This is a genomic window from Streptomyces sp. NBC_01232 (assembly GCF_035989885.1).
GTDB lineage: Bacteria > Actinomycetota > Actinomycetes > Streptomycetales > Streptomycetaceae > Streptomyces.
The window spans coordinates 267401-291268 of the sequence record NZ_CP108518.1; the positions used below are offsets into that span (position 1 = coordinate 267401).

Annotated in this window: 31 protein-coding genes and 1 pseudogene; 15 read left to right on the top strand and 17 right to left on the bottom strand. The window is 68.7% G+C overall.

What is annotated here, in order from left to right:
- Positions 1–74 precede the first annotated feature (74 nt).
- Positions 75–668, top strand: coding sequence for a DUF6461 domain-containing protein (locus tag OG444_RS01280; RefSeq protein ID WP_327260277.1), 594 nt, complete (start codon positions 75–77; stop codon positions 666–668).
- Between the two features lie 343 nt (positions 669–1011).
- On the opposite strand, the gene OG444_RS01285 is transcribed toward OG444_RS01280, so the two are convergent.
- Complete coding sequence (locus OG444_RS01285; RefSeq protein ID WP_327260278.1) at positions 1012–1587, bottom strand: DUF4232 domain-containing protein; 576 nt, start codon at positions 1585–1587, stop codon at positions 1012–1014.
- A 358-nt stretch (positions 1588–1945) separates the two neighbouring features.
- Between OG444_RS01285 and OG444_RS01290 the strand changes: the two genes are divergently transcribed.
- Complete coding sequence (locus OG444_RS01290) at positions 1946–2638, top strand: hypothetical protein (RefSeq protein WP_327260279.1); 693 nt, start codon at positions 1946–1948, stop codon at positions 2636–2638.
- Positions 2639–3461: 823 nt separating this feature from the next.
- Here OG444_RS01290 and OG444_RS01295 read toward each other — a convergent pair.
- Positions 3462–3743 carry an RICIN domain-containing protein gene (locus tag OG444_RS01295; RefSeq protein ID WP_327260280.1) on the bottom strand — a complete coding sequence of 94 codons (282 nt, stop codon included), beginning with the start codon at positions 3741–3743 and terminating at the stop codon, positions 3462–3464.
- Between the two features lie 15 nt (positions 3744–3758).
- Between OG444_RS01295 and OG444_RS01300 the strand changes: the two genes are divergently transcribed.
- Positions 3759–4367 (top strand): DJ-1/PfpI family protein, encoded by a 609-nt coding sequence (locus OG444_RS01300; RefSeq protein ID WP_327260281.1) that lies wholly within the window; start codon positions 3759–3761, stop codon positions 4365–4367.
- Between the two features lie 1025 nt (positions 4368–5392).
- Here the strand turns inward: OG444_RS01300 and OG444_RS01305 are convergent.
- From OG444_RS01305 to OG444_RS01325, 5 genes are all read right to left on the bottom strand, one after another.
- Entirely contained in the window at positions 5393–5860 is a 468-nt protein-coding gene (locus OG444_RS01305; protein WP_327260282.1) for a lamin tail domain-containing protein, read from the bottom strand.
- A 1047-nt stretch (positions 5861–6907) separates the two neighbouring features.
- Positions 6908–7594 carry a 2OG-Fe dioxygenase family protein gene (locus OG444_RS01310; RefSeq protein ID WP_327260283.1) on the bottom strand — a complete coding sequence of 229 codons (687 nt, stop codon included), beginning with the start codon at positions 7592–7594 and terminating at the stop codon, positions 6908–6910.
- Positions 7595–7867: 273 nt separating this feature from the next.
- Positions 7868–8224 carry a hypothetical protein gene (locus OG444_RS01315; protein WP_327260284.1) on the bottom strand — a complete coding sequence of 119 codons (357 nt, stop codon included), beginning with the start codon at positions 8222–8224 and terminating at the stop codon, positions 7868–7870.
- 528 nt (positions 8225–8752) lie between these two features.
- Entirely contained in the window at positions 8753–9361 is a 609-nt protein-coding gene (locus tag OG444_RS01320; protein WP_327260285.1) for a hypothetical protein, read from the bottom strand.
- Positions 9362–9580: 219 nt separating this feature from the next.
- Entirely contained in the window at positions 9581–11056 is a 1476-nt protein-coding gene (locus tag OG444_RS01325; RefSeq protein ID WP_327266626.1) for a SulP family inorganic anion transporter, read from the bottom strand.
- A gap of 424 nt (positions 11057–11480) precedes the next feature.
- On the opposite strand from OG444_RS01325, the gene OG444_RS01330 reads away from it, so the two are divergent.
- The 4 genes and pseudogenes from OG444_RS01330 to OG444_RS01345 all read left to right on the top strand — a co-directional run bounded on the left by OG444_RS01330 (position 11481) and on the right by OG444_RS01345 (position 12997).
- Entirely contained in the window at positions 11481–11891 is a 411-nt protein-coding gene (locus OG444_RS01330; protein ID WP_327260286.1) for a MerR family transcriptional regulator, read from the top strand.
- Positions 11892–11910: 19 nt separating this feature from the next.
- Positions 11911–12136, top strand: a pseudogene (locus OG444_RS01335) (IS630 family transposase); the annotation flags it as partial.
- Positions 12137–12308: 172 nt separating this feature from the next.
- The gene (locus tag OG444_RS40700; protein ID WP_405786803.1) at positions 12309–12695 is read left to right on the top strand and encodes a hypothetical protein; all 387 of its coding nucleotides are present in this window, start codon (positions 12309–12311) and stop codon (positions 12693–12695) included.
- 128 nt (positions 12696–12823) lie between these two features.
- Positions 12824–12997, top strand: coding sequence for a CsbD family protein (locus OG444_RS01345; RefSeq protein ID WP_327260287.1), 174 nt, complete (start codon positions 12824–12826; stop codon positions 12995–12997).
- A gap of 73 nt (positions 12998–13070) precedes the next feature.
- On the opposite strand, the gene OG444_RS01350 is transcribed toward OG444_RS01345, so the two are convergent.
- The 3 genes from OG444_RS01350 to OG444_RS01360 all read right to left on the bottom strand — a co-directional run bounded on the left by OG444_RS01350 (position 13071) and on the right by OG444_RS01360 (position 14482).
- Positions 13071–13517 carry a DUF2267 domain-containing protein gene (locus OG444_RS01350; RefSeq protein WP_327260288.1) on the bottom strand — a complete coding sequence of 149 codons (447 nt, stop codon included), beginning with the start codon at positions 13515–13517 and terminating at the stop codon, positions 13071–13073.
- Between the two features lie 33 nt (positions 13518–13550).
- The gene (locus OG444_RS01355; protein WP_327260289.1) at positions 13551–13946 is read right to left on the bottom strand and encodes a DUF2267 domain-containing protein; all 396 of its coding nucleotides are present in this window, start codon (positions 13944–13946) and stop codon (positions 13551–13553) included.
- Positions 13947–14047: 101 nt separating this feature from the next.
- Positions 14048–14482 (bottom strand): Hsp20/alpha crystallin family protein, encoded by a 435-nt coding sequence (locus OG444_RS01360; RefSeq protein ID WP_327260290.1) that lies wholly within the window; start codon positions 14480–14482, stop codon positions 14048–14050.
- A gap of 153 nt (positions 14483–14635) precedes the next feature.
- Here OG444_RS01360 and OG444_RS01365 point away from each other — a divergent pair, with 153 nt between their 5' ends.
- From OG444_RS01365 to OG444_RS40705, 3 genes are all read left to right on the top strand, one after another.
- Positions 14636–15301, top strand: a complete 666-nt coding sequence (locus tag OG444_RS01365) for an HSP18 transcriptional regulator (RefSeq protein ID WP_327260291.1) — start codon at positions 14636–14638, stop codon at positions 15299–15301.
- 56 nt (positions 15302–15357) lie between these two features.
- Positions 15358–15741, top strand: coding sequence for an STAS domain-containing protein (locus OG444_RS01370; protein ID WP_327260292.1), 384 nt, complete (start codon positions 15358–15360; stop codon positions 15739–15741).
- Between the two features lie 141 nt (positions 15742–15882).
- On the top strand, positions 15883–16512 hold the full coding sequence (locus OG444_RS40705; RefSeq protein ID WP_442810443.1) for a Ku protein: 630 nt from the start codon (positions 15883–15885) through the stop codon (positions 16510–16512).
- 236 nt (positions 16513–16748) lie between these two features.
- On the opposite strand, the gene OG444_RS01380 is transcribed toward OG444_RS40705, so the two are convergent.
- Positions 16749–16922 (bottom strand): CsbD family protein, encoded by a 174-nt coding sequence (locus tag OG444_RS01380; RefSeq protein ID WP_327260293.1) that lies wholly within the window; start codon positions 16920–16922, stop codon positions 16749–16751.
- A 345-nt stretch (positions 16923–17267) separates the two neighbouring features.
- Here OG444_RS01380 and OG444_RS01385 point away from each other — a divergent pair, with 345 nt between their 5' ends.
- The 4 genes from OG444_RS01385 (at position 17268) to OG444_RS01400 (ending at position 18763) form a co-directional block, all read left to right on the top strand.
- Entirely contained in the window at positions 17268–17459 is a 192-nt protein-coding gene (locus OG444_RS01385) for a hypothetical protein (protein WP_327260294.1), read from the top strand.
- Positions 17460–17784: 325 nt separating this feature from the next.
- A complete protein-coding gene (locus tag OG444_RS01390; protein ID WP_327260295.1) occupies positions 17785–18060 on the top strand; it encodes an isoamylase early set domain-containing protein in 276 nt (91 codons plus the stop codon).
- A 64-nt stretch (positions 18061–18124) separates the two neighbouring features.
- A complete protein-coding gene (locus OG444_RS01395; protein WP_327260296.1) occupies positions 18125–18454 on the top strand; it encodes a hypothetical protein in 330 nt (109 codons plus the stop codon).
- Positions 18455–18511: 57 nt separating this feature from the next.
- Positions 18512–18763: a hypothetical protein gene (locus OG444_RS01400; protein WP_327260297.1), complete on the top strand. Its 252-nt coding sequence runs from the start codon at positions 18512–18514 to the stop codon at positions 18761–18763.
- A gap of 277 nt (positions 18764–19040) precedes the next feature.
- Here the strand turns inward: OG444_RS01400 and OG444_RS01405 are convergent, their stop codons facing one another.
- The 6 genes from OG444_RS01405 to OG444_RS01430 are packed head-to-tail and all read right to left on the bottom strand — an operon-like array spanning position 19041 to position 23087.
- Positions 19041–19715 (bottom strand): contact-dependent growth inhibition system immunity protein, encoded by a 675-nt coding sequence (locus OG444_RS01405; RefSeq protein WP_327260298.1) that lies wholly within the window; start codon positions 19713–19715, stop codon positions 19041–19043.
- 12 nt (positions 19716–19727) lie between these two features.
- Positions 19728–20027 (bottom strand): RNase A-like domain-containing protein, encoded by a 300-nt coding sequence (locus OG444_RS01410; protein WP_327260299.1) that lies wholly within the window; start codon positions 20025–20027, stop codon positions 19728–19730.
- Between the two features lie 24 nt (positions 20028–20051).
- Positions 20052–20624, bottom strand: coding sequence for a hypothetical protein (locus OG444_RS01415; protein ID WP_327260300.1), 573 nt, complete (start codon positions 20622–20624; stop codon positions 20052–20054).
- A gap of 11 nt (positions 20625–20635) precedes the next feature.
- Complete coding sequence (locus OG444_RS01420; RefSeq protein ID WP_327260301.1) at positions 20636–22342, bottom strand: RNase A-like domain-containing protein; 1707 nt, start codon at positions 22340–22342, stop codon at positions 20636–20638.
- The gene (locus tag OG444_RS01425) at positions 22342–22647 is read right to left on the bottom strand and encodes a WXG100 family type VII secretion target (protein ID WP_327260302.1); all 306 of its coding nucleotides are present in this window, start codon (positions 22645–22647) and stop codon (positions 22342–22344) included. Before OG444_RS01425 ends, OG444_RS01420 begins: the two co-directional genes overlap by 1 nt.
- Before the next feature lie 47 nt (positions 22648–22694).
- The gene (locus OG444_RS01430; RefSeq protein ID WP_327260303.1) at positions 22695–23087 is read right to left on the bottom strand and encodes a WXG100 family type VII secretion target; all 393 of its coding nucleotides are present in this window, start codon (positions 23085–23087) and stop codon (positions 22695–22697) included.
- A 196-nt stretch (positions 23088–23283) separates the two neighbouring features.
- Between OG444_RS01430 and OG444_RS01435 the strand changes: the two genes are divergently transcribed.
- A complete protein-coding gene (locus tag OG444_RS01435; RefSeq protein ID WP_327260305.1) occupies positions 23284–23436 on the top strand; it encodes a hypothetical protein in 153 nt (50 codons plus the stop codon).
- The last annotated feature ends 432 nt before the right edge of the window (positions 23437–23868 follow it).

Here is a 23868-nt window from a genome sequence, read left to right on the forward strand (position 1 = left end):
TCGGTTCCGCTGACTAGGGTGATCACTTCGGTGGGCACGGACGGCGGGTCCTGCCCATGAGAGGGGCAGACGTCATGGGTGACGGCATTCAGTGGCTCGTGGATCAGGACGAGTGGCAGCACGGCGTGGTCTTCGCGCGGGGCATCGACCCGGAGGAACTGGCCGTACGGATGGGTGGCGCGCCGGGATCCGTCATGTCACCGATCACCGAAACAGAGGCCTGGGGCATAGTCCTGGACCTGGCGACGGACGACGATGATGTGGTGCGGGTCGGTGCGTGCGGCGGCTGGTCCTTCGCCGTTGAGTACGGGATGGGCGACGGGAGCCGGAGGCTGGCCGAGATCTCCCGGAACGGAGTGGAGGCCGTGCACCTGGACCCCTCCCCGGACCATCCGCCGGCGATGTTCTCCTACGCCAGGGACGGCGCGGACATCTGCAGTTTCGGAATCGGCGAAGAAGTCTGGCGATGGGGTGAGCAGCCGGACCTTCTGCTGCCTCAGCTGATAGCGGCCGGTGTGGTGGATCCGCGTGGTGAGTACGCACGACCGGAAGGCGAGTCCTACCGTGACCGCGACCGCCACACGCTGGCTCTCATAGAGAGCCGATTCGGTCTCGCCCTGCCCCGCAACGCAGTAATGGGACGCCTGCCCGCCTTCCTCATCCACTGAGTGACAGCCACCGTTCGAGGCCAGCCGGTGATGTCTGTTGGGTGCCGGTCAGCGGGGCACGATGAAGGGCGGGGCGGACGGAGCGGCCGCTGGTAGGCGAAGGGCAGGCGGTGGCCTCCTATTGGTGCCTGTCTCTCGACCGCGCCAACGAATGCCCGACGACGGTCTGGACCACAGGCGACCGCACCCTGCATGGGACTGGCTGGAGCTACCGGACAGCCTGATGCTCCAAGTCGACCCGTGCCACCCGGAACTGGCCCACGCCGTTCTCGCCCGGGCCGAACAAAAAACACCCGGCCCGCTGCACGTCGAGGTAACCGGAACCTGAGTCCCGGCCGCCTGGTCAGCGCGCGAGCGCCGACCAGGCGCTCAGCCCCAGCTTGCCGGTGTCGCCCAGGTCCACGGGCGCGCTCAGCCGCAGCGTCAGCCGGGGCGCGCCCGGCTTGGGGACGAGCTCCAGCACCCGCCCTTCGACGGCGGGCACGGACGAGTCGGTGACCAGGTTGCGCCACAGTAGGCCCGTCGTGGCGGCCTGGCCCGGCTGGAGGGTCACTCGCCGCGGCGGCGCGTCCTCGTCGGCGGCGGACGAGGTCACGCCGTTCGTCCCGTGCCCGATGTCCACCTGGAGGGGCCGGTCCTCCCCGTCCAGCAACCGGATCTCCGGGTAGCCCTCCAGCAGGTACGCCGCCGAACCGCAGTTGACCAGCTGGAAGTCGGCCACCCGCAGCCCCATCGCCGCGTTCCCCTCACCCTCGGCCAGCCGCACCCCGCCCTCCGGGCAGGGCTCCGCCCTACCCGTCGGCAGCGATTCCCCGATCGCCTCCATGACCGAGTCGCACCCCACCAGCACCCACGCCAGCGTCAGGGCGCCCGCCACCGCCACCGCACCGATCTGCTTCGTCCGCCCCTGTCCACGCATCCCTCGACCCTATGTCCCAACTCTCCGGGTCCTTGTTGGTGGTTCGGCATCTCGATGTCGCTGGTTGCCGGTCGGTGGAGCCTGGAGGGCGTTTCCACTGGCCAAAGTTGCATGAGTGTTCCGAAAGGCGTCGTTCGTCGAACGAGGGCAGCCGTCCGCGGGTCCCGGCTCATGTCCAGTGGATGCCGACATCGGCGAGTGCGCCAACGCCGTCACCGTCTCGCCATCGACCGCGAGCGCCGCTACGCCTCGCTGGAAGGCGGCTGACGCCGCCCCGGGCGGCTCGCCCGCTGGGAGGGGTCCGGCAGCGGGGAAGCCGCTGCGCCGGGTTGTCGGTGGCGTCCTGGATCATGTCCGAATGACTCATCGAACGCAGGACACTGGTCCCCTCGGACCCGATACCGGGATTGCCTGGCTCGCGGCGCCCCGCTGGATTCCTTTTGGCGGCTACAACGTGGTGATGGCCCGAGGAGTGACCCCAGGCGAGCTGGTGGAGCGGCTCGCGGCGACGGCCTTCGAGGAGGTGCCCGCCGTTGTCCGCCAGGCCTCTGGCGAGCACACCGCCGAGGAGGTCGCAAACCCTGACCTCTTCGATGACGAAGACGTGCACTTGCGGTACGGCGAGCACGCAGGCCTGTCGTTCGCGGTCATGTACGGCGCGTGGTGGGGCGAGTTCGACGAGCTGGCTCGGGTCTCGGCGGGCGGCGCGCACGTCTTCCAGGTGAAGTTCGAGGAGGACAACGGCAAGCCCGTGCCGCCGTTCTTCGAGTACTACCACGACAAGGTTCTTGCCTGTTCGTTCAATCTGCACCTGGACGGGTCATGGGGATACGACGGTATCGACGGGGACCCGACGGTGGCGACGCGGGTGACTGTGGCCATGGAGGAGGCCGGCCTGCCTGTTGCCGGCCGAGAAGGCTACACAGGCGAAGAGGATGACGAGCAGATGCGGCGCACACTGCTGGGAATCCTGGGCCGCTTGTTCGACCTCGCCCTGCCCCGAGGCCGGATCCTTGAGGGGGGCCTCGCCACGGCCACGCTGACGACCTGATGCCGTAGCCCGGTGAGCCCTGGCCCGGCCGGCCCTCCTGCATCGCCGTAGCCGTGCCCGCCACCGAACGGCGGCGCCTGAGCCAGCGGCTGCCGCGATCAAAGCCCACTCGACTGCGATGGCACTGCCCCTCAGGTTCGCCCCCGACCCCAGCACCCGATTCCCGCACCACGCTCATCAGCTCGACACCAGCCCCGCCTATTCGGCATGACCCAGGCCGACCGGCCCCAGGCACACAGGCGCCCGCAACACGGGCCCGCCGGCCCGCGGACCGCAAAGCGCTCCGGCGAAACCGAAAGCCAACACGACCGATGTTGTGACGCGAAGTGTCACCTGTCCTGCGCGGTCAGGAGCATGACCAGGGCCTTGGAGTAGGCCGTCCCGAGCCCGGTAGCAACCGCTTCGGCAGACAGGCCGTCGTCGCACAGCGCGCCGGCGGCCCGGCCTGATCAAGCAGTGCCCGACGCGGCGTGGCCCGGCCATCCAAACCTGCGGTCCTGCGTCAGCCCCGCGCGGTGGCGAGGCTGACACAAGTGTCGGTGTCCGGGCGCGTCGTATCCGGAGCCGCCATGATGGCGCTACCGGTTCGCGATTGAGTGCAGAACCTACGGGCAGGACTCCCCCGCTGCCCGGTCAGCGCGGTCGTCGGCTCGGGCCCTGCCAACAGACCCTCCAGTTCGACTCCTGAAGGACCATACGACCCTGCAGCGCGCTTCACCGCGATGCTCGCGTTGGAAAGCAGCGTGCCACGGGGACCGCCTCCATGGGACCGCCAGGATGAAGCGCATGCTGCCGGGTCCGCCCGGCGGGCTCTCTCGCAGCGTCAGCAGTCCGCGGGTGAGAACCAGCTCCGGTTCGCTCCGCCTGTGCACGTCCACTGGCGGGCCGGCGCACCATTGGCCGTGCTCCGGTCCGCGATCTCCAGGAACTTCCCGGAGTTCTGGTTGTGCAGCGCTGCCGTGTACGGGTCATCGCCGGAAGCCGCCCGATGAGGTCGGTGCTGGAGGTCTTGGACTGTGAGAGCTGTGGCAGGTATGCCACCAGCCGCCGATTGGCCCGTGACCCGGGCTTGGTGCCTTCGGAAGGCTTGATGCCCGGACGTCATACTCAGGGAGTTGCGATGCAGGTAGCCGTGGTCACCTTCGACGGGTTCAACGAGCTTGACAGTTTCATCGCCTCAGCGTTGATCAACCGGTGTCGCAAAGACGGCCTGGAGGCCTTCATCACCACACCTGTGCCCGTGATCACGTCGATGAACGGAGTCGAGGTGACCGGGCAGCGTCCGATGGAGTTCGTCACCGAGGCTGACGTTGTGCTGATCGGCAGCGGGGTGAAGACGCGCGACGTGGTCGCCGATGACCGTCTGCTCGCCATGCTGCGGCTCGAGCCGTCGCGGCAGCTGATCGGTTCTCAGTGCTCCGGCGCGCTGGTACTTGCACGACTCGGGTTGCTGGCTGGGATGCCGGCCAGTACGGATATGACGAGCCGGCCCTATGTCGAGGCCTGCAATGTCACTGTGCTGGACACACCGTTCCATGCGGAGGGGAACATCGCTACGGCAGGCGGCTGCCTGGCATCGCAGTATCTTGCCGCGTGGGTGATCACCCGGACGCTCGGGGAGGATGCCGCGCGCAGCGCTATCGGCTACGCGGCTCCGGTCGGCGAAGTCCATGAGACTGTCGGGCGCGTGATGGGTGCCCTCCACGCAGGCGAGGTCGCACTGAGCTGACACCCGTGTGCACCCCTTTGGCTCACTGGCAGCTACAGCGACGAGAGCGAAGGCGCGTTGAGGCTGTGGGGCTGTGGGGCTGTGGGGCTGTCACAGGGTTGCGCGATCATGACCGGCTGCTTGCACCTGGTTGGGCCCGCGCGGCCACCTGGCCGATTTGATCGACGGGCTGGCCGGTCCGTGGTCGACACTGCGGGACAGTGCGCTGTCCGAACGCCGAGGCCACGACCTCCTGCGTGCGGCCGGCGCCGGCCCAGACCATGATCTCGTGTTTGTCGACCGGGTCATAGTGACGCTGGTCGTGCTGCGGTGGCGCTGGCCGAGCTGTACCGGACGAGCCGTCTCACGATCGGCCGAGCCGTGCGGGAGATCCGTCGCCTGCTAACCTCACGCGGGTTCGCAGTCCCGGACCGTTTTGGGGTGCGCCTTCGCACATGGGAGGACGTATTCGCCTTCGCCGAGGCAGAAGGGGTCACGCTGCGGATCGACGGCACCGAAGTTCAGGCCCACCGCCCCGGTCAGAAGACGACGGGAACACGCAGACCGAGAGCAACCGCCGCACGCCTGCAACCCGCGCGAACGGCAGCAAGCTCCGCACGCACATCCGTCGCCGCCCGCCCCGCCGCAGCCGTGGAGGATCTGGCTGCCGCCGTGTCCGGCTCCGCCCGCGCGGTCGCGCCGTCGCCGGGGAGCACCGTGATCTCGGCGGCGCCCGCGACCGCGCCAACCAGCTGAGCCACTTCGGCCGGCCCGGACACCGACCGGTGAACGTGGACGCCGAGCATCCAGGGCACCCACCCTGCGAGGGCGCCCCGGATGTCCTCGCACAACCCGCCGAGACCCGCGTGCGGGCCGTCGGGCGCGGGTCTCGGCGCTCATCTCCCCATCGTCACCGCCCCCACTGACACCCCGCTTAGATGCCGCCCCTTGCACGCAGCAGTGCGGGCCGTCGCCCGAGGGGGCGACGGCCCGTGCGGTCATGTCACGCAGGACCCCGACATCGTGCGGGGCCTGCGGTCACGGTGCTAGCGGCGGCGGCCCCAGGTTTCGGTGTCGACGGTGCGGCCGCGGTCGTCGCGGAGGGTGGCGGTGTCGGAGCGGTTGTCCCAGACGTAGTCGCGGCGGTCCTGGAAGAGGTCGGTGCGGGTGTCGCGGCCGTTACCGGTGTGGATACGGATGGTGTTACGGCCGCCGATGCGGATGTTGTCGAAGCGGTAGCGGTTGCCGTCGCTGTCGCGCAGGGTCCAGCCGCGGAGGCTGATCGGGTTGCGGGTGGTGTTGGTGATCTCCACCCACTCGCTGTTCAGGGAGCGGTTGGAGCGGTCCTCGCGTCCGGGGCTGTCGGCCTGGACGCGGCTGATCTCCACCCGCGGCCGCTGGTGGTGGCGGTCGCCGTCATGTGCGGCCGCCGGCAGCGCCGCGGCCGAAACGATCGCGCCGGCCGCCAGGGCGGTGGCGGCGATACGGCGTACGGAGGAAGAAGCAGAAGACATAGGTGGCGCTCCCTCAAGAACAGTGCCCCACCAGCCGAAACAGGGTGGCAGAGGCACTTGTCGAGATCGGCCCGGATGAGCCGAGGGCCACACTCTCGACCCGACACGGACCCCACGGCAGCCCCCGCCGACGCCGGTTACCAGACGTGGACATATCCGTCACAGTCGCCTGCCGGATGCACGCATTCCGGCCGAGCGTGCCGCTGACATTCACTGACCGCTACACCCACCCGCCCCGCAAACCGGACATCGGGGTCGGCACGCTCCGGCGCACCACCAGGCGCACTCCTCCCCCGCCTCACCCGCCCGGACCAGCCGGTCAGGTAACAGCCGTTCTGCAGAATTCTTCGCACTCAAGTCCGTAATTCGCGCATGCTTCTCGCCCTGCGGCAGGCCTCGCACCGCTCGCCCGGAGCCGCGTAGGCCCGGTGCCTGGTGGGTGCTTTCATCTGTCCTGTGCGGTCAGGAGGAGCAGCAGGGCCTTGGACGCCGGACTCGACTCCTCGGTCGTCCGCCCGATCACCCCCGGGAACTGCTGCCCCGGCCGATACTCACTCCACGACGACTGCGCCGTCTGTCCCCGTCCCACCACCGGTGCTGTGTGTGCGGCTGTGCGGCCTGCCACGACCACAGAGCCCTGCCGGCGACGCGCAATCCGTACTGGACGGCCGGGCAGGAGGCCCCGGCCGGGGCCACGGTCCTGGGCGACTCCACGCTGGACGCCACCATCACCACGGCGAGCGGGGTGCGACGTCTGGCCCTCCATGCAAGAAGGCGCTACGGGGGGAGGCGACGGTGTCCCCCGCCGCAGCCGCCCGCGATGTCGCACAGCCGGTCCTGCTCGTCCTGGTGGTGGAGAGGATAGACAGGTCAACAGGCTCCTTCCCAGCACCCAGTCGCTGCCACGCGTTTGCAGCTGAGCTGCGGGCCTCTCAGTCGTGGTGGGGCAGTCCTCGGCGAGTCCGAGCAGTGCCTGGCGCTCAGCCTCCGCACTCCTGACGCAGTCGCGTCAGGATCCGCCTCTCGGCTGGGGTGGTGGTGCCGGTGTCACAGCTGCGGAACGTACGGGGCGAGGCCGACGATGAGGATGGACCGTTCGCCCGGCCCCGGCTCGGACCCCGCGCGGACCGGGCCGACGTAGTGGCTGACTCTGTGGTCGTGGACGGCGTAGCCATCCAGTGGGTCGGTGAGGGTGAAGTCGGCGTGGATGTCCGCCCACGGGTCCTCGGGCTGGAGGCCTGCGCTGCCTGGTGTGGCGATGACGTTCTGCCCGCCGGTGACGTTGGTACGGCTGATCAGGTGGGCGAAAGTGAACGTGCTGGCCGAGCCACCGTCCTGGTGCAAGCAGTTCGGGTTGGAAACGGCCTCCTGGCCGGGACGGCCGACGCCGAGCCTGATCAGGTGGACACCGGCCCACAGCGGCCGTCTCCCCAGATTCTTCAGCGACAGGACCTGCTCGATGTCCCAGCGCAGGAGTCGCAACAGCAGAGTATTGCCGCGCAGCGCCTCGGGAATGTCGGGGAGCACGCGCCGCGTCCGCGGATACTCAGGGTCGTCCTCGCCCTGGGAGAAGTCGGTGACCGTACCGTGTACGGGGTCGGGGGTTCCGGGAATCCAGGACAGCTCGTCCTTCCACGGCAGGTACACGGCATGGGAGTACCGGCGGAACCGATTCGTCCCGGGCGCGTACGGGTCGGGCGGCAGAGCCTCGAAGACCTCCCGGATCCTGGCCAAGTCCCTCGCGGCGGAGCCGGCCGGGAGGATACCGAGCTGCTCAGCGCCGTAGCGGACGAACCCGCGCTCGCGCAGACCATCCGTGCACTCGCCCGGACCCGCCGCATCAGAGTGCGATCGCCGCTGGGGTTCGGCCTTTTCCACGTGTTCCTCCAAGTATCAGAGCAAGTGCTCGGGCGGGAACACTGCGCTGGACGAATCGGTGACGGTGCGCAGTTCTCACGTGAACGGGCTCGATCCGCGAGCTTGCGTGTTCCTGCGGGGAAGTCGCTGTCAGGCGGTCCAGCCCTCGCTGTGGCGATGACGGCCCAGGCCTGCGGCTGAGAACTCGTCCTCTGTAGCGGTTGTCTGCACGCCCAGCTGTCGCAAGGCCTGGGAAATCGGGCTGCCCGCAGGGGGCATCGGCTGGCTCTCCTGCACGTGAAGCGGTCCCAGCTTGATGGCTCCGCCAGCCCAGACCGCAGCGTGCTGCTCGCCCGTGCCACCGAAGTATTCGGCTTCGACGTAGGCCATCGGCCCGGCGGTCGACCACGTGGCGAGGAGCCTGTCGAATCCTCCCGGGAGCCGCCGGAACCCCAAATGATCCACGTCGGTTCCGTCCGCGACGGCATCAAACAGCTTGCCGGTCATAGGGGCTAGCGACAGGCCTTGTCTGAGGGGCGCCACCCGAGCCGCAGGCAGGTCCCGGAAGGCATCACGTAGCAGCTTATTTCCGGCGATCACGGCTTGTAGCACATATGCCATCCCGACACTCCCTTGACCGATCGGAGACCCATCTTGTCTCACGAGTCGAAACCGAAGCCATGTGGCCGGTGGCCAAGGCTCCGACCTTTCGGCGAGTTCCGGGCGGAGGCCCTTTCGGATCCCGTGAGCAGGCTGGTTTCGGAGTTCGATCGGCGCACCTGTCCCGAGGATCTGACTGCCCGGCGGCAGTAGCGGAAGCAGGGCTTGAGCCCTTGGCAGGCGCGCCCCGGTCGCGGTCCGGCGCTGCAAGTACTGCGCCGACCCGGCCCGACCAGTTGTGCAACCAACCCACCCGAGGTGGCTCTACCGGGTGGACCCCGCCCGACCGAAGCGGACGCCGACTTCGGCACAGGAATGGGCGCTCGACCGGGCGATGGCGGCTCGCTCCACCTGCCCGAAGTGTCAGCGGCGGTACTACTCCTGCCTCCAGGCTGGTCTGTCGGGACCCGGCTCTCTTCGAAGGGGGGAGCATTCACCCTGTAGATCTTCACGGCAGGCTTCCAGGAACCGATCGCCAGCCGTCCCGAGGTCCGATGTGATCGTCCTGATCTGCTCGGGGAGGTCGAGCTGATCGGAGGGGGGTACGTCGTCGGGGCCGAGGGCATGCAGAAAGTCGCTTCCTCCGCCACGGGCGATCCGCCACATGTGCAGACCAGCTGTCCGTGCCTGGTCAGCGCCAAAGAGTGCGACCTGGTTATAGGCCTTCCGGAGCTCGGTGCGAAGTTCGTGCCAGCGAGCCTCCGCATCAGTACGTCGAGCAGCACCGGCCGGGCCGATGAGCAGTGGCATCTCAGAACGTATGAACTGCAGCACCTCCTCTCCTGCAAGCGAGAGCCCGGCATAAGCCTTCGTACGCTCCTCCCGCAGCCACGTCGAATGCTCCGCATCCCATCGCATCGACTCAAGTTCGCGCGTGTCCCGCGCCCTGCGGCGCTCGAGGTAGGCGTTGGCCAGAAGCGTCAGGACGACGCCGCTCAGAGTGGCTCCAACAGTGATCAACTGCGTGGCGGTTCCGAACTCCATGTGCCTCTCCGTATCGACGTCTACGGCAGTCCGCGCTCTGCTGCGTCCACGGCTCGGCACACCACAACAGCAGAGCTCCGCACTGGACTTGCCCCATCATCCGCACACCGGCCACCGGCCGCTCCGTCTCTCACAAGCCGATTCACTGATGTTCATTTCTGAGAACGGGGAAGGGCCCCGACCGATGGCAGGGGCCCTTCGCCGTTCTCGATGTTGCGGTCAGTGGCTGGTCAGTTCACCGGTGAGCTTGCCGTGGAGATCGGCGCTGGGGTCGTTCAGGCCGGTGATTTCCACGGTCTTGCCGCGCTTGGCGTACCTGGTCTCGATGGCGTCCAGGGCGGCGACGGAGGAGGCGTCCCAGATGTGGGCTTGGGACAGGTCGATGACGACCTTGTCGGGGTCGCCGGCGTAGTTGAACTGGCCGACGAGGTCGTTGGAGGAGGCGAAGAACATCTCGCCGGCCACGGTGTACCGGACGCTGCTGCCGTCGGGGGTGGTGGTGGCGGTGACTTCCGCGAGGTGGGCGACGCGCTTGGCAAAGATGACCATCGCGGTGACGGAGCCGACGACGACGCCGATGGCGAGGTTGTGGGTGACGACCACGCAGACGACGGTGATGACCATGACCGTGATTTCCCCGGCCGGCATGCGCTTTAGGGTCTTGGGGGCGATGGAGTGCCAGTCGAACGTCGCGAAGCACACCATGACCATGACGGCGACGAGTGCGGCCATGGGGATGTCGGAGACGACCGGGCCGAAGACGATGCACAGCACCATCAGGAACGCGCCCGCCAGGAACGTGGAGAGGCGGGTGCGGGCGCCGGAGACCTTCACGTTGATCATGGTCTGGCCGATCATGGCGCAGCCGCCCATGCCGCCGAAGAAGCCGGTGACGATGTTGGCGATGCCCTGGCCGACGGACTCGCGGGTCTTGGAGGAGTGGGTGTCGGTGATCTCGTCGACGAGCTTGGCCGTCATAAGCGACTCCATCAGGCCGACCAGCGCCATCGCGAACGCGTAGGGGGCGATGGTGGTCAGGGTGTCCATCGTGAACGGCACGTCCGGCAGGCCTGGGACCGGGAGGGAGGAGGGCAGGGAGCCCTTGGCGCCGACGGTCGGTACCGCGATCCCGGCCGCGACGGTGATCACGGTGAGGATGGCGATGGAGACCAGCGGGGCCGGGATCACGGTGGTGACCTTGGGGAAGAACACCATCAGCGCGAGGCCGGCCGCGATCAGCGGATAGACCGGCCACGGGACGTTCGTCATCTCGGGGACCTGGGTCATGAAGATCAGGATGGCGAGGGAGTTGACGAAGCCGACCATCACCGAGCGGGGGACGAACCGCATCAGCTTCGCCACCCCGAGCGCGCCGAGCGCGATCTGGAAGACGCCGGCCAGGATGACCGCGGCGACCAGGTAGCCGAAGCCGTGCTCGCGGTTCAGCGGCGCGATCACCAGTGCGACCGCGCCGGTGGCCGCGGAGATCATGGCTCGTCGGCCGCCGACGATCGAGATGACCACGGCCATCGTGAACGAGGCGAACAGGCCGACCGCCGGGTCGACACCGGCGATGATCGAGAACGAGATCGCCTCCGGGATCAGCGCGAGCGCGACCACCAAGCCGGCCAGCACTTCGGTGCGCCAGACCTTCGGGTCGCCCAGCCAGTCCGGGCGCAGACCACGCCACCGCATGGCAGGAGTCACTACGGGTGAAGACACGGAGACGAGTACCTGTCGTGCTCAGGCACACCCCGCTGGCAGTCGGGGCGTGCGGGAGAACGCGGAGGAGCCAGGCCGGCGCCCCGCGGACGGCCCGTGAACGGCGGGCCGGAAGTCGAGGAGACGACGGAGCCGGGGCGCGCGAAGGCGCGGCCGAGCGGCTCACGCCGAAGGGTCACGGGGGGCAGGCGGAGGCGCTGGGCGTCATGGGCTCGCGCACGCTCTCTCCTGCGAGAATCGGATCTTCGCTGGGGGCGCCCGCGGCCCCGGAACGGCAGACGAGGGGGGCAGACACGCCGCCTCCAGTAACGGCAACTCTACCCTAACGTTAGGGTAGAGATCGGTGGGGGCGCACGAGACGCGGCCCTCCACGACGAGAAGGGCCAGGACTGCGGGCGTGGACGACAAGCACATGCAGATCGGCGAAGTCGCCGCGCGGACGGAGCTGTCTCTGCGCACCATCCGCCACTATGAGGAGACCGGCCTGGTCGCTCCTTCGGCCCGCTCGCAGGGCGGCTTCCGCCTCTACACCGAGACCGACGTCGCCCGCCTCATGGTCATCCGTCGTATGAAGCCGCTCGGCTTCACCCTCGACCAGATACGCGACCTCCTGGACGCCACCGACCGCCTCGATGACGAGCCCGGCCCCGATGCCGGCGAGCGCGAGGCCCTGCTGGGCCGCGTGCGCGCGTACGAGCAGGCCGCCACCGAGCAGGTCGACAAACTCCGCATCCAGCTGGCCCGCGCCGAGGACTTCGCCGAAACGCTCCGTACGCGCCTGCACCAGGCCGCACCGGCCGGGTCCTGACCCGCGGTGACCCGGTGCCCCCATCGAAGCCCACTTCGGACCCCTGCGGCAGTTCACTCTCGCCCACTCCCACCACCCCACCACACCGTCCAGACCGGGGCCTGCACGCCTACCTGCGCTGGCGCAACAAGCATGCCCGCCACCCCGACATCCTGGCCGCGGACCGACGCGAACGTGCCCGCATCCGCAGCGAGAAAGCCATCCGCGGGGCTGCAGGCTGCAGACCGCTACCAACAGCGGCCTGAGCAGGGCGGAAGAAGCGCCGACTTCACCCTGCGGGCAGTACCGAAATCGGGCTGCGACAGACTGACGTGGTGATCGACAACGCGTGATCGTTTCCGGTCTGCCGGCCAGCGGCAAGAGCACCTGGCCCGCGGACTTGCCACGGAACTCGGGCTGCCGGTCATCGACAAAGACGTGATCCTGGAATTGCTCTACGACTCCCTCGGCATCGGCGATCAGGCATGGCGCTACCGACTGAGCCGGGCCGGCGACGACACCCTGTTCGCGCTCGCTGCCGACGCCGGGCGTGCCGTTCTCGTCACCTGGTGGCACCGTGACACCGTCCCTGCCCGGCTTCGCCAACTCGATGCCCATCTGGTCGAGGTACCTCGCCGCCCACCCCGGCGCCATGGAGTTAGCCGTCGAGGATCCCAGCCCGAGGCTGCCCCGGCACGGACCCCCGACCTCGTCGACGGGACGGGTGGATTCGGCTGGCACATGGTCAACGATCTCGCCCACCACGTCGTCGTCACGCCCGGGCCCGAAGGCGGCAAGACCGTCCGCGCCCTTCTCCCCCGGTAGCGCGCCGGCCCATGCCGGCGGGCCTGGCGAGCCCGGGTAAGCCTGTTGCGGTGGCCCTGTTTGCGAGGACTTTCAGCGGCCATACGCGGTCTCGTAAGGTATTTCCACCCAAGAGGGAGTGATCAGCTGTGTCTGGTGAGCAGAAGACCGAGGCGAAGACCGAGCAGGCCAAGGGCAAGCTCAAGGAGACCGCTGGCCGCCTGACGGGCAACGAGCGGCTGACCGCCGAGGGCCGTGCGGAGCAGACCAAGGGCGATGCCCGCGAGGCCAAGGAGAAGGTCAAGGACGTCTTCAAGGCCTGATCGACGTACGTCGGGGCCGGAACCGCAGGAGCGGTTCCGGCCCCGACGTACGTCCGCGCACTCCGGCCCGGTTTCAGGCGGCAGCAGGCTCAGGCCGGCGCAGTTCTGCCTGCCCGAAGAGGAGGGCGTAGCCGCCGGGGAGCTGGTGCAGGATCCGTGCGAGGAGGTCGGGTCCGGCGAGGCGGGCGACGACGGCGAGTACGGCGCCGGTGTCCCAGCGGGCGACGGCCGGGGTGGCGCCGGTGCGTACGGCGAGGTCCTTGACGAAGCCCCAGCCGGTGAGGTGTTCGGTGTCGGGGATCTGGGCGGTCAGGGTGAGGGCGGCTTCGACGGGCAGGGCTTGGGCGAGGTCGACGCGTTCGTCTCCGACGAGCTGCCGGCCGAGGGCGGCGAGGACGGTGCGGACGGCGTCCTCGGCGCGTTCGCGGGTGGGGTAGGCGCCTTCGTAGCGCACGCGTTCCAGCATCTGGTCGAACGTCATAGCGGTCTGGGCCGGGTTCGCTCGAGGCTGGTCGTACATGATCGCGGTTGCCTTTCTCTTCGCTGGCGGCGGTCAGGTGGGCTGGGGGTGGCCGAAGAGGAGGTCGTAGCCGGGCGGGAGCTGGAGCAGTGCTTCGCGGATGAGGACGTCTCCGGCAGCTGCAGCCACCGTGGACAGGACCGCGCCGATGTCCCACAGGGCCGTCTTCTCGGTGGCGCCTTCGATCCAGGCCGCGGTCGCGCGGACGAAGCGTTCGGGGGCGAGCGGCTCTGCGGCCTGCAGGGGGTTGAGGAGGATCAGGGCGTAGGTCTCGGGGAGGCGTGCGGCGAGCTCGGCCCGCACGGTGCCGACCAGGTGCGCGCCCAGCAGGGCGAGGACGACGCGGGCCACGCGTTCGGCTTCCTCCCGAGTCCGGTACTCGCCGCGTTCCTGGACGTGCTCCAGGAACGCCTCCCGGCGCATCGGCATCTCACGTCACCTCCATGGGAGGGGTGAAAGGGGGGCGGGGGGGTGCGGAGGACGGGTGCCGGAGGGGGATCGGGTTCCCGTCCTCCGCCGCTGGCGAGCGGTCAGCCGGAGATCTGCTTGCGGCCGGACTCGCCGCCGATGGCGATCTTGCGCGGCTTGGCGCGCTCGGCGATCGGGATCCGCAAGGTCAGGACGCCCGCGTCGTAGTCGGCCTCGATGTGCTCGGTGTCGAGGGTGTCGGCCAGCATGATCTGCCGGGAGAAGACACCGAGGGGCCGCTCGGAGAGCTCCATCTGCACGCCGTCGGACTTCCCTGCAGGCCGGCGCTCGGCCTTCACCGTCAGCATGTTCCGCTCGACGTCGATGTCGATCGCCTCGGTGCTCACTCCGGGGAGGTCGAAGGCGATCACGTACACGTCGCCCTGGCGGTAGGCGTCCATCGGCATCACGGACGGCTTCGACCATGTGCCCGACGTGCCGGACAGCTGCTGGACGATGCGGTCCATCTCGCGGAACGGGTCGGTGCGCATCAACATCGCGAAACACCTCCAGTTGGTTCAGGCAGGAACTGCCAATGCGCTTCAAGTGCCACCGTTGTAACATGTCATCGAAGCGATGACAAGTAATGCGTCACCGGAAGGATGACGACACTGCATGGCATCGAAACGACGACGTTCTGGAGATGGGTCATGAGCGAACCCTCGCCACCCGGGCCGGTCCGCTTCACGGCTGCTGCCGCAGCCCTGGAGATCATCAGCAAGGCCGTGGCAGACACCCGGCAACCCACCGCGGGCACCCCGGAGGACCAGGCGGCATCCGTACCGGCCGCGGGACCTCACCCCGCCCTGGCCGCCCTGCTGATGCTGCGCGAGATCCGGGAGCAGCTCGCCGGCTGGGAAAGCGTGCTGATCGAGACCGCCCGCGACCAAGGTGCCAGTTGGGCCGATCTCGCCGGGCCGCTCGGGGTCGCCAGCCGGCAGGCCGCCGAACGCCGCTACCTCCGGCTGCGCCCCGGCGCGGCAGGCAGCACGGGCGAACAGCGCGTCCAGGCCACCCGCGACTCGCGGGCCGCCGAGCGCACCGTCACCGCCTGGGCCCGCGACAACGCGGCCGACCTGCGGCGCCTCGCAGGACAGGTCACCTCACTCACGGGCCTTCCCACCGGCGCCGAGGGCGCCGTCGGCGAGCTCAATCTGGCGCTCGCAGACGACGACGCCGCTCGCCTGGTCGGCCCCCTGGCCGGCACCCGGCCCCACCTGGGGCCCGACGACACCGACCTCGCCGACCGCATCGAGGCCATGACCCGCCACACCGACCAGCTCCGCCAGGACAGTACCGACCAGCGCAACGCCTGAGCGCTCGTCGACCAACCGGCCGTCCGTACAGGGCTGCACACCGAGGAGGTACTCCCGTGACCGAGCGAGACAACCACGGCAACGGCACACAGCACGTCGTGGAGATCGTCGGCCGCGTGGTCGCCGTCCGGCCCACCGGCGAGATCGACATCGACACCGCCCCCTCCCTCAGCCACGCCCTCGCCGAAGCCATAAGCCTCGTCAGCGCTTCCCGAGCCGACCGCATCGTCGCCGACTGCAGCCGGGTCACTTTCTGCGACTCCTCGGGACTCAACGCACTCCTCGCCGCGCGACTGACAGCGGCCAAGGCCAACGCCGCAGTTCACTTGGCGAACCCGGCTCCCCAGCTCCAAAGGCTGCTGCAGATAACGGGCGCGGAGTCCCTCTTCCCACGAGAGGACGATCTTCCTGCCTTCGGCCTGCCCTCGGCAGGCGTGTAGGGCGCCGACGAGCCACGGCGGCAGGCCGAGCGGCCGGGACGGACGCCTGTCCGGGCTTCGCCCGCCCCGGCAGGGGGTGATCAAGCCTGTGCGGGAAGGCGCCCAGCAGGACGGCACCGCAGGTCAAGGTGGTGATCAACGATGGCCAGACCCGTCTGGACCGGGATCCTCTCCTTCGGACTCGTCTCGCTGCCGGTCTCGCTCTACACCGCGACCGACATCCACACGATCCACTTCCACCAGCTGCAGCGCGGCACCTCCGACCGGATCCGCAACCGGCGGGTGAACGAGCGCACCGGCAAGGAGATGGAGCTGGAGGAGATCGTCAAGGGCTTCGACACCGGCGAGGAGTACGTGCTCGTCGAGCCGAAGGAGCTCGACGAGATCGCGCCGGGCCGGTCGAGGACGATCGAGGTCAGCGGGTTCGTGGACCTGGACACCGTGGACCCGATCTTCTACCGAGGACCGTACCGGCCGCCGGGTGCCGCGACTGCCGTACGTCGAGCTCGGCGAGGCCCGCTACATCACCGGATTCTCGGCTCCTGCGACAACGTCCGCCCGGTGCAGGAGCTGGGCTTTCGTGACCACACGGCCTACCTCAAGGCGTTCACGGCCAAGCTCGGCGACTGCCAGAAGGCCCGTTACATCCTCCCCGAGGACGCCGTCGACATGCGCCGACGCGCTGGCCTGTGCCCCGCCCTCACCTTCACCCAGGCCTACCGCGACCACTACCCCGAGTACGTCGCGCTCCGGCGCTGTTACACGCTCTAGACAGCCCCGCCCGCGAAGGCCGGCACCGGCACCACGCCCGCCGCGAAGAAGACAGCCGCCAAGAAGGCCACTTCAAGGAGGAAGCCCCGAAGCGATGACCGTGGGAGGCCGGGTCCTCGCTCAGTACCGGCGTCGGCGTCCTCCCGGGCATTCGACATGCGGCAGACGCGGCTGGGCCCCGACCTAGGGGGAAGAGGTCGGGGCCCAGCCGCTGCGTCAGGTACGCGCGGCCGCGGTCAGTGGCGGAAGGCGTCCTTGACGTCTTCCTTGGCGTGACGGGCGTTGCCCTTTGCCTGCTCGGCTTCGCCCTCGGCGGTCATTCGCTCGTTGCCGACGGCCCGCCCGACGGTCTCCTTGACCTTGCCCTTGGCCTGCTCGGCGTGGGCCTTGCTCTTCTCCGTGCCCGACATCGGGGACCTCCTCGTTGCTGTACCGGATTGGTCGTGACCGCTCTCCTGCTCCCGATCACCGGCTGCAAACCCCACCGGGGCTGCCCCATCTCCCTCGGCCAGGACACCGGCTGCCCACTCCTGCTACCGGCCGTTCCCATCCCGGAGGCCGTTCAGCGGTCGTCGCCGGACGCGGGCCGGGTGCCGAAGTTCCCGTACCCCTTGAGCTGGTGAGGATTCAAGCGTTCCCCCGAGTCGGCGTCCGGCATGGGGTCCGCCTCTCTGCCGGAGGTCCCGGCCCCTTCCTCACGTGTGGGCCCCGGATGGGCGGGACGGGAAGGCCGTCCGGCCTGTCGTGCACTCGTCTTGGCAGTCCTGCTGCTGACCGTGGTCTTCCGAACAAGCAACCTGCCGGTCTTCCGGAGGGGTGGGGCGGCCGCGTGGCAGGGGTCAGCTGGAGATGGCTTCCAGGAGGTCACCGACCTGGGGGTCGGGGAGGGCTCGGGCCACGTCGAGATGGCCGGCGCCGACGCACTCTTCCCGATCACCGGCAGCTGACCGGGGGGCGGCACCCGGCCGGAGTCCCCCACACGGATCGCACACCGGGCGGCCCACGGTCGGCCGTGGCACGGTGACAGGGCGATGAGAGGGTCCACGCACGGCGGGGCCCGGCCGGTTGACGCCACCCCGGCCGGGCCCCGCTACGAACACGGGCCCTTCTCAGCCCGTCGTTCCCTCTCCCGCCGCAGCCGCTCCGATTCCCGTCTGCGGCGGCTTCCGGCCGGGTGACGCGCACACGGCACGCCGCCCGGCAGGCCCGCCACCGCGCGGGCGGGGACGAGGATGCACGAACCCCTGGACCTTCTACGAATGGAGATCACCTGTGCTGGAACGCAAGCAGCTCAAGGGCAAGACCCAGGTCACCTTCGTCCTGCCCGAGGACAGCCCCGAGGGTCCGGTCAGTGTGGTCGGGGACTTCAACCACTGGAACCCCGCAGCCCACCCCCTCGAACCCCGAGGCGACGGGACCCGCACCGCGAACGTGGCCCTGCCCGCCAACAGCAGCCACTCGTTCCGCTACCTCGCCGCCGGCGACTACTGGTTCGACGACGAGACCGCCGACCACCACGACGGCACCAACAGCCGCATCCACACCTGAACCACCCGGCCGGCCGCACGACGTGATCCGCCGTGCGGCCGGCGCAGCCCTACAGTTCCCGTCCATGAACGATCACGAGGACGACCTCTACCTGCGGGTCCGCGCAGTGCTGACCGCGGCCGGGTTCGAGGAGATCGCCACCGGTGGCGAAGGCGTCCACCTCATCCACCACGCACGCGGCGTCATGGTCGGCTGGATGCCCACCCAGATCACCCACCCCGCCGCCCGCCGACGCGGACCACGACGGACCCGTCCCGTCCGGGCAGACCTCCCCGGCCTGCGGCACGCCTTCACCCTCGCCCTTGCCGCCACCCTCCGCGCCGCCGACCTCACCGTCGAAACCCACGACGACGAATGGCTCCTCGTCCTCGACACCCACCACACACCCGACTGACCCCGACAGGGGGCGCGGCACTCGCCGAGAAAATCGAACACATGTTTCACTGGGAGTGTGAGACCACCGTTCCGCTTCCCCGAGGACCTGATCACGCTCCAGAAGGCGTGGCAGCAGACCTACGCCGAGCTCGCGCAGGCCTCCGCCGGGGCCGGTACAACCATGCTGCGGCGTCGGCTGATCACCCTCTCCGGAGCCCTGTGCACCCACCCCCACTGGGCTACCCCCACCGCCTGGCGGACCGGCAGCGTCGAGCTGCGGCGCGCCGCCCGCACCTCCGCATCGGCAGAAAGGGAGGGTGCAGCATGAGCGAGCAGACCACCGCCACGCCCCGCCCGCAGGTCGCCACCTGGGCACCCAGCCAGACCGGCCCCTGCGCCCGGTGCCACGTTAACTGCACTATCGCCGGTCACGGCCTGCCGTGTCCGGCGCACCCAGGAAGTGCGTGTTACAGGATTTACACCGCCAGCTGATCGAAGGTGGGGGCGAAGTACCTCGCCTTGGCTCGGTCGTCGAGCGGGAGTCCATACCCCGGTACGCCGTTCTCGGGCCTGACGGGACCGCCGTCGCCACTGGCAGTGGCCGGCTACACGTGGTTGGGCCGGAAGGCGCTCAGCTCATCGGCGACGGCACTGAGCCAGCTGCCCGCCGAGTGGTCTCCCGGCGGTTCGAGCTCCATTCCCAGTTCTGCCACGGCGAGTGCGTGGTCGGCCTCGTCCAGTCCGAGTGCGAGCAGCTCGCGGATCTCGCCGACGACGCGGGCCACGAGAGTGCGGTCTGTCGAGTCGGCGTAGTCGCGGACGGCCGCCTCGTGGTCGGTGAACTCGTCCGGCATGTCCTGCGAGAACCAGCCGCCGAGGAACTGTCCGAGTTCGGGGAAACGCGCATGCCATTCCCAACGGGTCTCGGGCAGCTCCGATGGGCGAGGAACCTCTCCGCTCTCGATGCTCTGCTGGATGTGGTCGGCAAGCTGGACGAGCCATGCCTGGATCTCGGAGTCTGATAGGCCGATGTCCGGGACCGGGTAGAACTCGCCGAGCCGCTGACGCAGCCGACCGGGCGGGTTGTTGGCGTAAGCGCGCAGTTGCTGCTCCGCGACGGACAGAGCCCAGGGGCGGGTGTGCCAGGTGTGCCGCACGTAGGCCCGGAGGGCGAGGCTGGGCCGGTCGGGTTCGTCGGCGGCGGGCTGGCCGAGGTAGGCGCTGATCACCTGGTCCAGCTCGCCGTAGCGGCGGTCGAAGTCGATGGGCTTCATGGACATCGGGTGTGGCCTCTACAGGTAGATCGGGACGGTGGTGTGTACGACGAAGCCGTGAGGTGCGCCGGGCTCGCGCCGGAGCACCACCCGCGCGGCCCGTACGTCCACAGGCCCGCGCCCGGCGAAGGCCATGGCCTGGAGCAGGACACGGCCGACCGGATCGGGACGGGAAGGCCAGGCCGCTTCGAGGGTGATCCGGAGGCGGGTGCCCTGGGCGAGCCAGCGGTGGACGGCCTGCTCGTTACGGGTGATGACCTCCTGGGTGGCCCATTGGGCGGTTTCCCGGTCGGGGTAGGTGGCGGTTCGCGTCAGCATGGATTCCCAGTTCGGTGGATCTGATCAGGTGGGGTCGAAGTACCAGATCATCGCGACTTCGGCGTCGTTGACGGCAATCAGACCGGCATCCCAGCCGTAGCGGCTGAACGGATCCGTCAGGCGGACGGGCTGCTCGTAAAAGTCCGGGTTTTCGGTCTTCCACCCCACATTGGAGTAGAAGCGTGTGCCGTGGAGGAAGCGCGAGAGGATCAGACGCGCTCGGCGTTCCATTTCGGGCCGGTCACGTCCGAAATCAGCCGCCTTGGCCACCTCCAGGCCGGGAATGCCGAGCAGGACGACCAGCGACTGGACCGAGCTCCGGGGAAGCTCGGTCACTCGCTGCCGGAAGCGGACCACGTCTTCGGGTGTGGTCGGGGCCTCGGCGAAGGGGAACAGCGGATCGTCCCGTCGTTCGTCCTCGTCCTCGTCCGGATCGAGCGATCGCCATCCGCGTGGGTCGGAAGTCTGACCGCGCATGATCGCGGCGGCGTCGAGCCACCACTCCTCGTGCTCCCGGCGGACAACGGATACGGAGGTATAGCTGTATTGGTAGAGCTCGAGCGCGTCTGCCCACGCCTCCGCGGTGAGTTCAGTCATCATTCACTCCACTACTCAGGTGACGATGTGTGGACGACGAAAGGCGGATTCAGGTTCGGGTCGTACTGAAGGCGCGTTCGCACACCTTTGGCATCCTCAACGGGCATCGGCACGTTGTTCACACCCCGAGAGGTCCGTCCGGTCACTGCGTCTCCGGTGAGCGGGCCTTCCAACGGTATCGATGGCACGACGATGGACAGTGCACGTTTGGCCGGGGGAGGATTCTTCAGCCATTCCTGGATTTCCGCGGTGTTGTGGCGGATGTTGTACTGAGTGTATTTCTGGGCGGACTCAAAGTCGGCGAAGCTCGACGCCGACATGAGCTCGAGCTTCCCGGACGGCTTGGTTTGGTCCCGGTGCCTTTGCATCAGCTGCTCATCGGTCTTGCCGACGTGCTTCTCCAGGGTGTGCCCGCCCCCGAGGTCCTCGTTCGTCGCCAGGTCGAACGAGTACATGAACAGGCTGGGGCTCGAGCCACCGCGCTGCCAGCTGTGCTCCTGCTTGAACTCGTTGAGCGACCGCGCACCGAACCCCTGGGCGCGCGCGATTTCGGACTGGTACGTCGGGGCGCTGAGGATCGCCTCTTCCAATTCCGGTACGAGCGCAATCAGCTTGTCCGCCGCTGCGTCGAACTCATGGTGATAATTGTCGACGGCTGCGTCCACGGTCGCTTGGTCCATGTGAGACCGGAATGAGAGCATGACTTCGCCGACGATCGCACCGACCCCGAGCTTGGTGACGTCCCCCAAGCCCAAGCCGCCCGTGAAGTCCTTGGCCGTGGCCCTGGCGGCCTCTTTGCCGCAACGCTCGGTCGTCGCCCTGGTGGTGTCCATGACCTGGGCGAGGTGGTCGAGGGTCTCCTGAAGCGCGTCCGCCGTCTTCTTCAGCACGTCGACGATGGGACGCCGGCCGGCGGGCGGCAGATCCCGATTGGTCCGCCAGCTACGGCCGGTCTCCGCCCTGTTGCGGTTCTCGTCGAGGGCCCTGCCCCACTCGGTCGAGCCCCAGACACTCTGTCCGAACGCGCGCATCGCGCGCTGCCATTCACTATTGCCGCGCGTGTCGGTGATGGTGGAGATCGCATCGGTGAACTCGTCGGAAGCCTTCGTGGTTTCGCCCGCGATGAGGCGCCAGGACTTTGCCATGTTCCGGCCATCCTCCTGCTTGAAGCCAGGAGTGATCTCGTGTGCCTTCCCGAGGCGCAGAAGATGCTGGAACGAGGGCCCGACGATGAGGGCGAGCCAGTCGGGGAACTCGCCGAGGATCCCGGAGATCCACCAAGAGTCGGCGTCCTCTCCGGTGCCCGACCACTTGATGCTGTTGACGGGGCCGTACCGAGGCGGCTTGTCGATGACGACGGGCTCCGGGGCGCTCCTCGGCTGCGTACCCTTGCGACCACTCGCCTCCCAGTCGGCCAGCACATAGTGGTTGGCGGTGACGGTCAGGCCCACGGCGGCGCCGCCGACGCTGACCACGCTCCTGCCCCAGGCCTCCAGGAACTTCTCCGTCACGATCATGTAGGCAACCGCGAAGTTGTGGGCGCCCCAGCCTCTGCCGGCGGACTGGTTGTACTTGTTCAGCGCGTCGACGAGCGCGGATGCCCGGTCGGCGTGGGCGAACTGCGCATCCTTCACCAGCTCCGAGGCGTGGTAGACGTGCACCGGCTGGACGTCGAAGCCGCCGTTCTGGTTTGGCGGGGGCGGAGCAGTCCCTGCCATCAGGCCGCTCCCCATCCGCGCAGCACAGCCTTGTGGGCGTTCGCGTAGCTGTGGTGTCCATTGACGACGATGTCGTGGAGCCAGGCCTGGGTCGCGACCAGGTCCTGCGCCGACCGGTCCCATCGGTCGAGTTGGTCGATGAACGACTGCCTGGCTTCGCCGTCCCAGGTCAACACGACCTTCTCGGCCCGTTCGTAGAGCACGTCCAGCTGCTCGTTGAGTGTCTTGAGGATGGCCTCAAGGTCGCCCGCGAGCTTCTGCTGCGTCGCGAAGTCGACTGATATCCCCTCGTCACCAGACGGCACGGTTCCCCCTCGTGTCCTTGATGGCTGGTCGAGCCGGTGTTATCTGCTCACAGGTTGGCTATGCGGCTGCGTGGCGCGGCGACCGGTGCGAGGTTCGGTGTGGAGAGGACGTCCGCCTCCCCTGACACGTCAGCCCCTGCCTGTACCCGTCTGAACTGCTGCAGGACTTCGAGCTCCTGCGCCGTGAACCCGCCCTCGCTGAGGCGCATCGCCTCAGCGAGCAGCTTCATGGTCCCCCTGATCCTTACGGCGTCCTCCGCTGCCGCGCGATGCCGGGCGCGGTACGCCTCGGCCGCCGGCCCCCGCCACCGCGCCTCGATGGCGTCCACGATCTCGTCCATGCGCAGCAGTTGTTTCGTCAGAACTTCCTGCATCGAGTCGAGGTCGCGGGCGAGACCCTTGAGCCGCTCGGCCTCCACCGAGAGATCTGCGTTTCCCACGGTGCCTCCCTCCCCTGAGTTCCGGGTCGACAGATGATCAACATGTTTGACCTTAGCAAAAACGTTCGATCAGATTTGATTCAAATAGGGGCACCGATCGGCAACCCGTGATCGCGGCAAGGACCACCACTACGGGTCCCGTGTCCAGGCCGCCGTCGAGGCGGAGTTGAGCCGCCAGGGCGTACGGACCACGGTCATGGCGGAGAACGGGATGCGCGTCGACGCCGGCGGGCAGGAGACCTGGGCGCCGGTCGGGATCGCCCTGGCCCTGGCGGTGTGTGCCGTCGCCGGGCTCGCGTGGAGCGGTTGGGCCAGGGCCGTCTCCTGGACAGTCGCCGATCCCCCGTGACTTGGTGCAGGGAAGTCGGCAGCCTTGTTGCCGCTACGGCGTCGGAGCGAACTCGCTTTCTCTCGGGGTGGATCAGCTGTGGTGTGACGCGGGGTGAGGTGGGTTCGTTGAGCTCCTGGGATTCGTTCTCGGGGGGTGTGGCTCTGCGGCGGATTGTTGGACGACTCGATGCAGGAGTTGCTGATGCGGGCGTTTCCCGTGGTGATGCCGTCCGGGCAGAAGTACTGGACGGTCCTTGATGACGATCTGGAGCTCGTCCCCGTGGCCGATCACTGGCTGCGGAACCTTCGGTTCGGCCGGGACCGGGCCGAGCTGACGACGAAGGCGTACGCCGGCGGCGCCGCGCTGTATCTGTGCTGGTGCGGGGCGACGGGCCGGGCGTGGCCGGACGCGGGCCGGGATCTGGGCCTGTTCATGGGATGGCTGAAGTAC